Origin of the sequence: Flavobacterium sp. ZT3R18, from assembly GCF_007097385.1 — a bacterium.
GTDB lineage: Bacteria > Bacteroidota > Bacteroidia > Flavobacteriales > Flavobacteriaceae > Flavobacterium.
Window position 1 is genome coordinate 1 of sequence record NZ_VJZS01000012.1, and the last position, 13347, is coordinate 13347.

A 13347-nucleotide genomic window follows, 5' to 3' on the forward strand; every position below is an offset into this window, starting at 1 on the left:
TTTTCTTTTCTCTTTTCTGAAAAAATTTAACCACACCGCAACTTCCAAATGTTGCATTTATTAATTGAATCTAAGTTACTTAAGTGTCGATTATTTTAAGTTTGTTATTTATAGTTACAAAAAAAACCATCAGTGCTACTGATGGTTTTTGATTTTAATCTATTTTATATTATTTAGTTCTTGTCCCACCAAACGTTGGTTGTTACATTACTAACTACAGTCGCGTTTTTGTTGTAGTTTCTCTCATCCGAAGGAGTAGGGAGACGTAACGGAATTGCTTTAACAGTAGCATTTTGATTAGGTACTAGTACAGGGAAACCAGTTCTTCTATAATCATTGTAAGGTTCCATAGTCAAAAATAATGCATTATATTTTTGCTGAATAATATTTTCTAACGAAACAATTGCGGTTACATTGTCTACAAAAGTAGCTTGAGCTGGAGTCTTAGTTATTTTTAATATAGATGATTGTACAGCTATTTTGAAGGCTGATTTAGCCCCTGTTAAATCATTTAGTCTGAACTTTGCTTCAGCTTCTATAAATTTAGCTTCTGAATAAGTTACTATTCCTACATTAGAGTCGGCACTTGCTACTGCGCTTCCTATGTAAGAGGTGTTAACAGAGGTTTGATCCTCAGGTGCATTACCAGAATAATTTCCACTTTTGTCTTTAGCTACGAGAAATGTTTTTCTTGGGTCATTTGAAACTGTTAAATAGTCAACAAAAGTTTTCCCCATTTTTAGATAGTTTACACGGGTTACATTATATGCGTTCCATTGGTTTAGCTCATTTGCTTTACCTGTAAAAAAGGTATTCATATCATCGTTATTAGAGCTAATTCCAGAAGCATTTATGTAGTCTAGAGCTTTTTGAGCAGCATTAGGATCTACTTGAGTTAATCTTAAGGCGAATCTTGCTTTTAAAACATAAGCTGTCTTTATCCATTTTTCAGGATCTCCATTAAAAATAAAATCATCAGCAGATGGGAGTGTCGCATTACTTGCTTCAGGTTTGTTTAGGTTTGCAATTGCCTTATCTAAAGTAGTCTGAAGTCTTTCGTAAATTTCTTTTTGAGTATTGTATTTAGGTGATTTAATTCCTTCTTCCGCTTTAAAAGCTTCGTCGAAAGGTACATCTCCAAACATATCAGTAACATATGCTAAATTTACAGCTGTCAAAACTTGTGCTATTCCATTGTAATATGGATGACTAGTTGCGAAGCGTTTGTTTAACACGTAACCACTCATTAAAGTAGTGTTGTAAATGGTGTTCCACTCATTGTTTACATTTTCTTCAGTAACGATGTATTTTGCTACAGGACCTAGTTGTCCAATGTCAGTTCCTGCTAAGTGTTGCGAGAATATATTAGCGTTTCTATTTAATCCACTTGTGTGATTTGAAAAAGTAGAAACTTCAATACTTGCAAGTAAAAGTGATGGAGTGGTTATTGTAGGACTATTTGGACTTACATTAAAGTTGTCTAATTCTGACTGACAACTAGATAGGAATCCTATGCTTATTGTTGTTAGAATTATGCTTTTTATATATTTTTTCATTTTCATTTTATTTAAATTAAAAACTTACCTTAAGACTCATTATGATTGATTTGCTTCCTGGATTGTTGAAATAATCTAATCCATTTATTCTAGAACCTGCACCAGTTAAACTAGTTTCTGGGTCTACTCCTTTGTAATTAGTTGATAACCATAAGTTTCTACCTGTAAATGATAGTTGTGCGGAACTTATTGAGCTTATTTTGGAAGTGTTAAAATCGTAGCTTAATGAGACATCTCTTAATCTAACCCAGTTAACAGTTGTTACGAATTGTTCTGCTGCTCCACCAGCATCTCCAAGATATTCTCTGAAATAAGTTCTAGCAGAAATTGGAGTTGTATTTGGTGTACCGTCAGCTTTTACACCTTCGATTATGTAAGTGCGCTGTCTGTCTGCAGACTCTTCTGAAACCCCAACGTTATTTAGTCTTGCTTGAGTACCATTATATACTACTCCGCCATGTCTGATGTCTAAAAACGCTGATAAAGAAACTCTTTTAAAAGTAAATGTGTTTCTTACGCCTCCAGTCCACTCAGGAGCTGAATTTCCAAGATTTCCTGATATTGGATCCAATTGAGCTTTACCGTTAGCAGCAATTATTTTTTGACCATTTGCATCTCTTAACCATTTGGTTCCGTAAAAGCTTCCTAGAGGTTCTCCTTTTACGGCGTAATATCCAATTGAAGAAAAAGCAGATTCTATCGATATTTGGTCAAGTCCTCCAGAGATGTCAGTAACTTTGTTGACGTTTTTAGCCCAGTTAAGATTAATATTCCAATTGAACGAGCTTTTTGCTTTTATTACATCATAACCTAATTCAACTTCTACTCCTTTATTTGTCAATTCTGCAGCATTTCTGTATTCAGAACCAAAACCAGAAGACCTTGGAAGTGGAACGTTAATCAATAAATCTTTAGATGTTTTGTTGTAGTAATTTAAATCTAAAGTAATACGGTTGTCAAGCAGTTTAGTGCTTATGTTTATTTCGTGTCCTAAAACTCTTTCTGGTTTTAAATTCGAATTACCTAATGTGTTAACACTCATTCCATTAATTCCGTTATAAGGAAAGCTTAATCCATCTGTAAAACCATCTGTTATAGAAGGTCGGGCAAAAGTACTAACAGTTGCATAAGAAGTTGGAGCTATACCAACAACGCCATAACTATAGGCAAGTTTTAAGAAGTTCGTCCATTCAGGTAATTTAAAGGTTTCTGTAATAATCCACGATGCACTTGCTGATGGGAAAATGGCACTTTTTGCTAGGTCTCCATAAGTAGATGACCATTCTTTACGAACTGTACCTGTTAAGAAAAGTTGATTTTTTATTTCAAAATCTACTTGACCGAATAACGCTCTAGACATAATATTTTCTTCGGAATTTGAAGCGTATAGTTGTGTAGCATTTGATAGCGAATAAAAACCAGGTATAGATAGTTCTTTACCTCTTGAGTACACATCTGAAAAGTGTGATGAACGTAAGTTTAAACCAGCAAGATAGTTAACTTTGAGCCATTCAGTTTGTAAAGGTATTATTCCGCTAGCTATTAAGTCGCCATAGAAAGATTTGTTGTTGAGGGTGTTGAATACAACTTCTCCAATACCACCTAGGCTGTCTCCATTTGAAGAAACTGCAAATACTTGTTTTCTTTGGTCTGAATAGGTGTCAACACCTCCCTTAAGGGCCAATGAGATCCATTTTGCGGGTGTATAGCTAGTGTTTAAGTTGGCTACAACTCTGTTTACATCACTTTCGAAAGGATTTTCATTTACTGTAAAATAAGGATTGTCATAACTTGCGAAATAATTTTTGTTATTGCCAGCTTCGTCTTTGTAATCTCTCAAATCATATTGAATTGGTGCACGAAGTAAAGAAAGCATAACCCCGGAAACATTACTACCATTTTGAGTCATGGTTGTTGTTGTGCGTGTATATTGGGCACTACCACCAGCTTTCCATTGTTCGTTTAGTTTCATATCTCCATTCATTCGGATTGTATTTCTTTTCAATCCTGTTTCTGGAATCATACCTGTTTGGTCTAAATTACCAAATGAAGTTCTAAAAGTAATTTTGTCGTCTCCGCCATAGAAGGAAACGTTATTGTTTCTTGTGATTCCTTCTTTGAAGAAATTTTTAGCATTGTCGTAAATTTGTTGTCCAGGTGTTACCGCTGGCCCCCAGCTTTGAGGAGTCCCATTTGTGTAAGTAGGTACTCCTGAGCTATTTGGAGATCCTTGTATGTATTGGTTTTGTTTTTTAGGTAATTGACTTACTTTGTCGATCGCTAATGAGGAAGACACATCAATTCCAATACCTTTACGAGCTCTTCCTTTTTTTGTTGTATATAAAATCACCCCATTTCCAGCTCTATCACCAAATAGAGCAGCAGCTGCTGTTCCTTTTAAGATAGAAACACTTTCAATGTCTTCAGGGTTTATGTCTAGTGCTCTATTAGAGTTGCTTACTCCTGATAAATTAGAGTTAAATGGATTGTCTCCCGCTGTTGTTTGAGTAGTTCCGTTGTCTAAAGGTATCCCATCGACAACAATTAAAGGGTCAGAACCGCGATTGATACTGTTGAAACCTCGAATGATTATTTTACTAGATGCGCCTGGAGTTCCTCCTGAGCCAATAACTTGTACGCCAGCTGCTTTTCCAGCTAGGGCTTGTATTAAGTTTTGTTCTCCAGATTTAGAAATTTCATCCGCGGTTACTTTAGATATTGAATAACCGAGTTTTTTTTCTTCTTTTCTGATTCCTAATGCAGTCACCACAACTCCTTCTAATTGTGTTGCATCACTTGATAATTTCGCGTTTACTGTTATTGAGCTTGCGCTTTTTTCTGTAGATTTCATGCCTACATAGGTAAATACCAAGATGTCACTTGGTGTAGCTTTGATGGTATACTTACCATCAAAATCTGATTGAGTTCCATTCTTTGTTCCTTTCACTAATACAGTCACACCTGGTAAAGGCATTCCTGCATTGTCGGAAACAATTCCTGAAACAGATCTCTCTTGCGCAAAAGTTAGTTGCGCCACTAGTACTACTAGGAGTACTAAGAATCCATTGAACTTTAGTTTCATTTTTAATTATTTTGAATTAGTTGGACAAAAATCATAATAAATTGTTAACTTTCCTAATATAAAAATTGTTTTTTTTTACTTATTCTAAAATTTAACATTATAACTAATGTTAATGAATGTGTTGTGAAATTGGATCTCTTGAATTCTTGTACTTCCGTTAACAATCGCAAGTTTTAATATTCCGTTTTGGGTGTCAACTCCTATACCCAGGCCTAGGCTGATAAGTTTGTTGGTGTTGTTTTTTTCTGGAATAGTGGTAGGATCCTTGTAATAACAATAGTCTAGGATTGTGTTGAGTTGTAAATTACTGGAAATTAAGTATCTGTATTCTGTAATGACAGAAGTCATAACGCTGGCTTGTAAACTGTTTTCTGAGAATCCTCTTATTGAATTTACGCCTCCAAATCGGAATAATTCATTTGTTAAATATGTTTCGCTTTTTAGAAAATAATTTTGACTTTTGATGTTTATACAGTTTTTCTTATCAAAATAAAAATTATTCATTATGTTAAAATTTGCTAAATATTGTTTTTCTATTGCGGTAGTTGTGATTTGGTTTATTGTTCTTTTTCCTGTTCCTAAGTTTAGTGTTAGGTAAGATTTTGTAGGGGATATTTTATTAGTGTAATCACTTTTGGTAAATTCAAAATTTGTAGTCAGGAATGAATTGGTGTAATCGCTCAGTTTAGGATTGATAGAGTTTAGTATATTGCTTGATTCGGTAGATTGGTATCCAACGTAAAATCGCTTGTTGATTGTAATTAAGTAACCAAGATTAATTTCGGTTTTGGTGTTTTGAAAGGTGCTGTCTTGTTTGAAAATGTTTATACCTGCTTTGAGTCCTATTGGACTATTGAATAGATAAGGGAGATCTATTTTGGCATTGAAAATTTTTTGATCATTTCCGTCATTTTTCCAGTAAATGGATAGTTGCTCTCCACTTCGTAACGCATTTTGTAGTGTAATGTCTAAATAGCCATTAAGTGTTGTTTTTTTGTTTTCGGTATTGTTGAATCCTAAATAGCCGTCAAATGTATTTGTTTTTCTTTTTGCTAAATAGACATAAACCTTGGTAGTGTCTTTCGTGAATAGTATTTCTGGAAATTTTATCTGATTAATAAAACTGAATTTTTCGAATTCATCATGTATTTCTTTTACGCTTTCTTGATTGAAAGTTTTTTTTGAGTATTTTTTATTGATTTGTCTTAAGGCGCCTTTTGGAAATAAGTTTTTTTGATGCTCATCTTCGTATTTTAGTACTATTTCATTCAATTGTCTTTTGTTTCCATAGGTGAGTTTTAAATCAGCATATAGTGTCTGATTTTTTTTTTGAATATTGATGAGTTTTGTTTTTGCGAATGCGTAACCGTTTTGTTCTAATTTTTGTGTGGTTTGTTTTAAAAAGGGTTCTATTTGGGTGTACGGGAGTATGAGTGTGTCTTTTTTTTCGTCGAAGAGATTTAATGAGCTTGTGTCGTTCTTTATACCTATATATATATGTATGTTTTTTATTCTGTTTCCGAGAGAGGTTTTGGATAAATAACTAGAGTCGTTTGTTTTGACGGTTTCTATAATTTGGTTTTCAATATATCCAATTTGAGATAATTTCCCGGATAGTTGATTTATTTCTTCAAGTATGAGCTTAGTATTTTGGTGTTTCGATAGGTAACCTATCGAATCTATTGTTTTGGTTTCTGTAGCTGTGTTTCCGATTATTTTCAAATGAAAATCTTGAGCTCTTGAAGTTAAGCTGAAAAGGAAAATGACAACAAGGAAGATTTTTGTTTTCAAGAAATTTTTGTTTTTGATAAATGTGATACAAATATCAATTGTTTGTGATGAAAATCATAATATTAAATAATATTAATGGAGTAGGGTTGTGTGGGGAGGTTTTTGATTCTTGTTTTAATGTTGATTCTCTATTTGGTTTAAAAACAAATGCTTACTTAATGTAAAAATTAATAGATTATGGTTTGTAGAGTAAAAAAAAATTTATACATTTGCAACCCCGTAAAAAGCGGGAATTTAATATAATAAGAAATTTTTAGTATTAATTATGCCAACAATTCAACAATTAGTAAGAACAGGAAGAACTCAGATAACTAAGAAGAGTAAATCGGTTGCTTTAGATTCTTGTCCTCAAAGAAGAGGGGTTTGTACGCGTGTTTACACTACAACACCAAAAAAACCAAACTCTGCAATGCGTAAAGTAGCGCGTGTACGTTTGACAAATGGTAATGAAGTGAATGCCTACATCCCTGGAGAAGGACACAATTTACAAGAGCACTCGATAGTATTAGTTAGGGGTGGAAGGGTAAAAGATTTGCCAGGAGTAAGATATCACATCGTTCGTGGTGCACTTGATACGTCAGGAGTAGCAGGAAGAACGCAAAGAAGATCTAAGTACGGAGCAAAACGCCCAAAAGAAGCAAAAAAGTAATTTAAAACGTTATTCTTGTAGAGACGCGATTTTTCGTGACGATATAGGTATGAAATTTTATTAAAAAAAAGACATGAGAAAAAGAGCGGCAAAGAAAAGACCACTTTTACCAGATCCAAGATTTAATGATCAACTGGTAACACGTTTTGTGAACAACTTAATGTGGGATGGAAAAAAATCGACAGCGTTTAAAGTATTTTATGATGCTATTGACATCATTGAGTCTAAAAAACAAGATGCGGAGAAACCTTCATTAGAAATTTGGAAGGATGCTTTAACAAACGTTATGCCTCACGTAGAAGTGCGTAGTCGTAGAGTTGGTGGAGCTACATTTCAAATTCCAATGCAGATTAGACCAGACAGGAAAATTTCTATGGCAATGAAGTGGTTAATACTTTATTCTAGAAGAAGAAATGAAAAATCTATGGCACAACGTCTAGCTTCAGAATGTTTAGCTGCGGCTAAAGAAGAAGGAGCTGCTGTTAAGAAAAGAATGGATACTCACAAGATGGCAGAAGCTAATAAAGCATTCTCTCACTTTAGATTTTAATTCTTAAGAAATGGCTAGAGAACTTAAATATACAAGAAATATAGGAATTGCTGCTCATATTGATGCTGGTAAAACAACAACAACAGAGCGTATATTATTCTATACTGGAAAATCACACAAAATTGGTGAAGTACACGATGGTGCTGCAACAATGGACTGGATGGCGCAAGAGCAAGAAAGAGGTATTACAATTACTTCTGCAGCTACAACTTGTGAATGGAATTTTCCTACTGAGCAAGGTAAAGTTTTACCTGAAACATTGCCTTATCACTTTAATATTATCGATACCCCGGGACACGTTGACTTTACAGTTGAAGTAAACCGTTCTTTGCGTGTACTTGATGGTTTGGTTTTCTTATTTAGTGCTGTTGATGGTGTTGAGCCACAATCAGAAACTAACTGGAGATTGGCAGATCAGTACAGAGTGCCACGTATTGGTTTCGTTAATAAAATGGACAGACAAGGTTCTAACTTTTTGATGGTATGTCAACAAGTAAGAGACATGTTGAAATCAAATGCAGTTGCGATCACTTTGCCAATTGGTGAAGAAAATGATTTCAGAGGTGTTGTGGATTTAGTAAAAAACCAAGCTATTGTTTGGCATGAAGAAGGTTTAGGAGCTACTTATGATATTGTGCCTATTCCTGAAGACATGCTTGATGAAGTGAAAGAATACAGATCGATTCTTATTGAGGCAGTTGCTGATTATGATGAGACTTTGCTTGAAAAATTCATGGAAGATGAAAGCTCTATCACAGAGGAAGAAATCAACATTGCATTAAGAGCAGCTGTAATGGATATGGCTATCATTCCTATGATTGCTGGTTCTTCTTTCAAAAATAAAGGAGTTCAATTCATGTTAGATGCAGTATGTAAATATTTGCCATCTCCAATGGATAAAGAAGGTATCGAAGGGATTCATCCTGATGATGCTGAATTGTTAGAAGAAGATCAAGTTAAAATATTGCGTAAGCCAGATGTTAAAGAGCCATTCGCTGCTTTAGCTTTTAAAATTGCTACTGACCCATTCGTAGGTCGTTTAGCTTTCTTCCGTGCTTACTCAGGACGTTTAGATGCAGGTTCTTATGTTTTGAACACTCGTTCAGGAAACAAAGAAAGAATTTCTCGTATCTACCAAATGCATGCTAACAAACAAAACCCAATCGAATATATCGAAGCAGGTGATATTGGAGCGGCAGTTGGATTTAAAGATATTAAAACTGGAGATACTTTGTGTGATGAAAAACACCCAATTATCTTAGAAAGTATGAAATTCCCAGCGCCAGTAATTGGTATTGCTATTGAGCCTAAAACTAAAGCTGACGTAGATAAAATGGGTATGGCTTTGGCTAAATTAGCTGAAGAAGATCCTACGTTTACTGTTAGAACAGATGAGGCTTCGGGTCAAACTATTATCTCAGGTATGGGTGAGCTTCACTTAGATATCTTGGTTGATAGAATGAGACGTGAATTCAAAGTTGAAGTAAACCAAGGTGAACCTCAAGTTGAATACAAAGAAGCTTTTACTAAGAAAGCACAACATAGAGAAACATACAAAAAACAATCTGGAGGTCGTGGTAAATTCGGTGATATCGTATTTATACTTGAGCCAGCAGACGAAGTTGACGGTAAAGCTCCAGTTGGATTGCAGTTTGTTAATGCGGTAAAAGGAGGTAACGTTCCTAAAGAATATATTCCATCTGTTGAAAAAGGTTTTAGAGAAGCTATGAAAACTGGTCCTTTAGCAGGATACCAAGTTGATAGTTTGAAAGTAACTTTATTAGACGGATCTTTCCATCCTGTGGATTCTGATGCACTTTCTTTTGAGCTTGCAGCAAGAATGGGGTATAGAGAGGTTGCTAAAGCTGCTGGTGCAGTTATATTAGAGCCGATCATGAAAATGGAAGTGATTACACCAGAAGAAAACATGGGGGATATCGTGGGTGATATCAACCGTCGTAGAGGTCAGGTGAATGACATGGGTGATAGAGCTGGTGCTAAAACCATTAAAGCAGATGTGCCATTATCTGAAATGTTTGGATACGTTACTACGTTAAGAACACTTTCATCTGGTAGAGCAACATCTACAATGGAATTTTCACACTACGCAGAAACGCCTTCTAATATTTCGGAAGCAGTTATCAAAAAAGCAAAAGGAAACGCATAATCTTTAAGAAAATGAGTCAAAAAATCAGAATAAAATTAAAATCTTACGATCACATGTTGGTAGACAAGTCTGCTGAGAAGATTGTAAAAACGGTAAAAAGTACCGGTGCAGTTGTTACAGGACCAATTCCATTACCAACACACAAAAAACTTTTTACAGTTCTACGTTCTCCACACGTTAACAAAAAAGCGAGAGAACAATTTGAAGTAATGTCATACAAGAGATTAATTGACATTTATTCATCTTCATCTAAAACTATTGACGCTTTAATGAAACTTGAATTGCCAAGTGGAGTTGAAGTTGAAATCAAAGTTTAGTTACTTTAAGAGTAAAAAGGAACGCTGTTTTTAAGTAAAAAATATTTTTTTGGTTTATGTGCAAATAAGTTATACATTTGCACCCACTAAAAAAATAGGATTTGCTTAAAAGCTGCGTTCTATATTTATATTTAATAATTAATAATTAATATTTATGTCTGGGTTAATTGGTAGAAAAATCGGCATGACTAGTATTTTCGACGAAAACGGGAAGAATATTCCTTGTACAGTAATTGAAGCTGGTCCATGCGTTGTTACCCAAGTCAGAACCAAAGGTGTTGACGGGTACGAAGCGTTGCAACTTGGTTTCGATGACAAAAACGAGAAACATTCCACAAAAGCGGCTTTAGGTCACTTTAAAAAAGCGGGAACTGTAGCTAAGAAAAAAGTCGTTGAATTCCAAGATTTCGCAACAGAACAAAAATTAGGAGATCTTATTGATGTTTCTATTTTTGCTGAAGGAGAATTTGTAGATGTACAAGGTGTATCTAAAGGTAAAGGTTTTCAAGGGGTTGTAAAACGTCACGGTTTTGGTGGTGTTGGACAAGCAACTCACGGTCAACACAACCGTTTAAGAGCGCCAGGTTCTGTAGGAGCTTCTTCTTATCCATCTAGAGTATTCAAAGGAATGCGTATGGCTGGACGTATGGGAGGAGATAATGTAAAAGTTCAAAACCTTAGAGTTTTAAAAGTAGTGGCTGAAAAGAACCTACTTGTTATTAAAGGATGTGTTCCTGGATGTAACAACTCTTATGTAATCATTCAGAAGTAATGGAAGTAAAAGTATTAGATTTCAACGGAAAAGATACTGGAAGAAAAGTTCAACTTTCTGATTCAGTATATGCAATTGAGCCAAACAATCACGCAGTATACCTTGATGTTAAGCAATATCTTGCTAATCAAAGACAAGGAACGCACAAAGCTAAAGAAAGAGCTGAAGTAGCGGGATCTACTCGTAAGATTAAAAAACAAAAAGGAACTGGTACTGCTCGTGCGGGTAGTGCAAAAAACCCTTTGTTTAAAGGTGGTGGAACAGTTTTTGGACCAAGACCAAGAAGTTATTCATTCAAATTGAATAAAAGCTTAAAACGTCTTGCTAGAAAATCTGCTTTCTCAATTAAAGCAAAAGAGTCAAATATAATTGTACTTGAAGACTTTAATTTTGAAACGCCAAACACTAAAAATTTCATTAACGTTTTGAAAGCTTTAGAGTTAGAAAATAAAAAATCACTGTTTGTGTTGGGCGATACTAATAAAAATGTATATTTGTCCTCACGTAATTTAAAGGCGGCTAATGTCGTAAGTAGCTATGAATTAAGCACTTACGCTATTTTAAATGCTAATAATTTAGTGCTTTTAGAGAGTTCTTTGGAAGTAATTGAAGAAAATTTAAGTAAATAATAGGATATGAGCATCATAATTAAACCTATAGTAACGGAAAAAGTAACCAAAGAAAGTGAAGTTTTAAACCGTTTTGGATTCTACGTTAACAAAAAAGCAAACAAAGTGCAAATTAAGAAAGCTGTTGAAGCTGCTTATGGAGTAACTATTTTGAGTGTTAACACGATGAATGTAAGACCAGACAGAACTACAAAATACACTAAAAGTGGTTTAATCAGTGGAAAGACTAATGCTGCTAAAAAAGCATTCGTTCAAGTACAAGAAGGAGAAACAATTGATTTTTACAACAATATCTAAGATAAAATGTCAGTAAGAAAATTAAAACCTATTACCCCAGGTCAGCGATTTAGAGTTGTGAATGGTTATGACGCCATTACAACTGATAAGCCGGAACGCTCTTTGATAGCGCCGATAAAAAACTCTGGTGGTAGAAATAGTCAAGGAAAGATGACCATGCGTTATACGGGTGGTGGTCACAAGCAGAGATATCGTATTATTGATTTCAAACGTACAAAAGAAGGAATTCCGGCTACAGTGAAATCAATCGAATATGATCCAAATCGTACTGCGTTTATCGCTTTGTTAGCTTATGCTGATGGAGAGAAAACTTATGTTATTGCTCAAAACGGATTGAAAGTTGGTCAGAAATTAGTTTCTGGTCCAGAATCTCAACCGGAAATTGGAAATACATTACCATTAAGCAGAATTCCTTTAGGAACTGTTATTTCTTGTATCGAATTGAGACCAGGTCAAGGAGCTGTAATCGCTCGTTCAGCTGGAACATTTGCTCAATTAATGGCAAGAGATGGAAAATATGCAACAATTAAAATGCCTTCTGGAGAAACAAGATTAATCTTGTTGACTTGTTCGGCTACAATTGGAGCGGTTTCTAATTCAGACCACCAATTAGTTGTATCAGGAAAAGCTGGTAGAACAAGATGGTTAGGTAGAAGACCTAGAACAAGACCTGTTGCAATGAACCCTGTCGATCACCCAATGGGTGGTGGTGAAGGACGTTCTTCTGGTGGACATCCACGTTCAAGAAATGGAATACCAGCTAAAGGTTATAGAACTCGTTCTAAGAAAAACCCGAGTAACAAGTATATCGTAGAACGTAGAAAGAAATAATAAGATATGGCACGTTCATTAAAAAAAGGACCTTTCGTTCATTATAAGTTAGACAAGAAAGTTCAAGAAAACATCGCAGGTGGAAATAAAGGAGTGGTTAAGACATGGTCTAGAGCTTCTATGATTACTCCAGACTTTGTTGGACAAACTATCGCAGTTCATAACGGTCGTCAATTTGTACCAGTTTACGTAACAGAAAACATGGTAGGTCACAAATTAGGAGAATTTTCACCAACTAGATCTTTTAGAGGTCATGCTGGAGCAAAAAATAAAGGTAAAAAATAAGAAGCAATGGGAGTTCGTAAAAGAGAAACAGCAGACGCAAGAAAAGAGGCTAACAAGTCTTTGGCCTTCGCAAAGTTAAATAACTGCCCTACTTCACCTAGAAAAATGCGCTTAGTAGCAGATCTAGTAAGAGGTCAGAAGGTAGAAAGAGCACTAAACATCTTAAGATTTAGTTCTAAAGAAGCTTCAAGAAAATTAGAAAAATTGGTTTTATCTGTAATTGCCAACTGGCAAGCAAAAAACCCTGAAGCTAATATGGAAGAAGCTGGTTTATTTGTTAAAGAGATCAGAGTAGATGGTGGTATGATGTTGAAAAGACTTCGTCCAGCTCCACAAGGTCGCGCACACAGAATAAGAAAACGTTCTAATCACGTAACAATCGTGCTTGGAGCTATCAATAACACACAAAGCAATTCTTAAG

At 35.0% G+C, this 13347-nt stretch carries 13 protein-coding genes; 10 read left to right on the top strand and 3 right to left on the bottom strand.

Annotation, left to right across the window (positions count from 1 at the left end; all coding sequences use genetic code 11):
- Positions 1–173 precede the first annotated feature (173 nt).
- The 3 genes from FNW52_RS12985 to FNW52_RS12995 all read right to left on the bottom strand — a co-directional run bounded on the left by FNW52_RS12985 (position 174) and on the right by FNW52_RS12995 (position 6429).
- Positions 174–1556, bottom strand: a complete 1383-nt coding sequence (locus FNW52_RS12985) for a SusD/RagB family nutrient-binding outer membrane lipoprotein (RefSeq protein ID WP_185965978.1) — start codon at positions 1554–1556, stop codon at positions 174–176.
- A gap of 16 nt (positions 1557–1572) precedes the next feature.
- Positions 1573–4638 (bottom strand): SusC/RagA family TonB-linked outer membrane protein, encoded by a 3066-nt coding sequence (locus FNW52_RS12990; protein WP_143377904.1) that lies wholly within the window; start codon positions 4636–4638, stop codon positions 1573–1575.
- 84 nt (positions 4639–4722) lie between these two features.
- Complete coding sequence (locus FNW52_RS12995) at positions 4723–6429, bottom strand: hypothetical protein (RefSeq protein WP_143377905.1); 1707 nt, start codon at positions 6427–6429, stop codon at positions 4723–4725.
- A 265-nt stretch (positions 6430–6694) separates the two neighbouring features.
- On the opposite strand from FNW52_RS12995, the gene rpsL reads away from it, so the two are divergent.
- From rpsL to rplV, 10 genes are all read left to right on the top strand, one after another.
- A complete protein-coding gene (gene rpsL, locus FNW52_RS13000; RefSeq protein ID WP_007136570.1) occupies positions 6695–7078 on the top strand; it encodes a 30S ribosomal protein S12 in 384 nt (127 codons plus the stop codon).
- A 73-nt stretch (positions 7079–7151) separates the two neighbouring features.
- On the top strand, positions 7152–7628 hold the full coding sequence (rpsG, locus tag FNW52_RS13005) for a 30S ribosomal protein S7 (RefSeq protein WP_035668130.1): 477 nt from the start codon (positions 7152–7154) through the stop codon (positions 7626–7628).
- A gap of 10 nt (positions 7629–7638) precedes the next feature.
- Complete coding sequence (fusA, locus tag FNW52_RS13010) at positions 7639–9795, top strand: elongation factor G (protein WP_143377906.1); 2157 nt, start codon at positions 7639–7641, stop codon at positions 9793–9795.
- 11 nt (positions 9796–9806) lie between these two features.
- Entirely contained in the window at positions 9807–10112 is a 306-nt protein-coding gene (rpsJ, locus tag FNW52_RS13015) for a 30S ribosomal protein S10 (protein ID WP_011963470.1), read from the top strand.
- A gap of 154 nt (positions 10113–10266) precedes the next feature.
- A complete protein-coding gene (rplC, locus tag FNW52_RS13020; RefSeq protein ID WP_066081043.1) occupies positions 10267–10884 on the top strand; it encodes a 50S ribosomal protein L3 in 618 nt (205 codons plus the stop codon).
- Positions 10884–11513, top strand: coding sequence for a 50S ribosomal protein L4 (rplD, locus tag FNW52_RS13025; protein ID WP_116761843.1), 630 nt, complete (start codon positions 10884–10886; stop codon positions 11511–11513). Before rplC ends, rplD begins: the two co-directional genes overlap by 1 nt.
- A gap of 6 nt (positions 11514–11519) precedes the next feature.
- Entirely contained in the window at positions 11520–11810 is a 291-nt protein-coding gene (gene rplW, locus FNW52_RS13030) for a 50S ribosomal protein L23 (protein WP_116761845.1), read from the top strand.
- Positions 11811–11816: 6 nt separating this feature from the next.
- On the top strand, positions 11817–12641 hold the full coding sequence (rplB, locus tag FNW52_RS13035) for a 50S ribosomal protein L2 (protein ID WP_059114053.1): 825 nt from the start codon (positions 11817–11819) through the stop codon (positions 12639–12641).
- Between the two features lie 6 nt (positions 12642–12647).
- Positions 12648–12926, top strand: coding sequence for a 30S ribosomal protein S19 (rpsS, locus tag FNW52_RS13040; protein WP_007136562.1), 279 nt, complete (start codon positions 12648–12650; stop codon positions 12924–12926).
- Between the two features lie 6 nt (positions 12927–12932).
- The gene (gene rplV, locus FNW52_RS13045) at positions 12933–13346 is read left to right on the top strand and encodes a 50S ribosomal protein L22 (protein WP_035668120.1); all 414 of its coding nucleotides are present in this window, start codon (positions 12933–12935) and stop codon (positions 13344–13346) included.
- Position 13347: the final 1 nt, after the last annotated feature.

What these genes read in the sequence shown, in the direction of transcription:
- rplB (WP_059114053.1), top strand. Translation starts at nt 11,817, where the DNA reads ATGTCAGTAAGAAAATTAAAACCTATTACCCCAGGTCAGCGATTTAGA.
- rpsG (WP_035668130.1), top strand. Translation starts at nt 7,152, where the DNA reads ATGAGAAAAAGAGCGGCAAAGAAAAGACCACTTTTACCAGATCCAAGA.
- rpsS (WP_007136562.1), top strand. Translation starts at nt 12,648, where the DNA reads ATGGCACGTTCATTAAAAAAAGGACCTTTCGTTCATTATAAGTTAGAC.
- rplW (WP_116761845.1), top strand. Translation starts at nt 11,520, where the DNA reads ATGAGCATCATAATTAAACCTATAGTAACGGAAAAAGTAACCAAAGAA.
- rpsL (WP_007136570.1), top strand. Translation starts at nt 6,695, where the DNA reads ATGCCAACAATTCAACAATTAGTAAGAACAGGAAGAACTCAGATAACT.
- fusA (WP_143377906.1), top strand. Translation starts at nt 7,639, where the DNA reads ATGGCTAGAGAACTTAAATATACAAGAAATATAGGAATTGCTGCTCAT.
- rplC (WP_066081043.1), top strand. Translation starts at nt 10,267, where the DNA reads ATGTCTGGGTTAATTGGTAGAAAAATCGGCATGACTAGTATTTTCGAC.
- rplD (WP_116761843.1), top strand. Translation starts at nt 10,884, where the DNA reads ATGGAAGTAAAAGTATTAGATTTCAACGGAAAAGATACTGGAAGAAAA.
- rplV (WP_035668120.1), top strand. Translation starts at nt 12,933, where the DNA reads ATGGGAGTTCGTAAAAGAGAAACAGCAGACGCAAGAAAAGAGGCTAAC.
- rpsJ (WP_011963470.1), top strand. Translation starts at nt 9,807, where the DNA reads ATGAGTCAAAAAATCAGAATAAAATTAAAATCTTACGATCACATGTTG.
- FNW52_RS12985 (WP_185965978.1), bottom strand. Translation starts at nt 1,556, where the DNA reads ATGAAAAAATATATAAAAAGCATAATTCTAACAACAATAAGCATAGGA.
- FNW52_RS12990 (WP_143377904.1), bottom strand. Translation starts at nt 4,638, where the DNA reads ATGAAACTAAAGTTCAATGGATTCTTAGTACTCCTAGTAGTACTAGTG.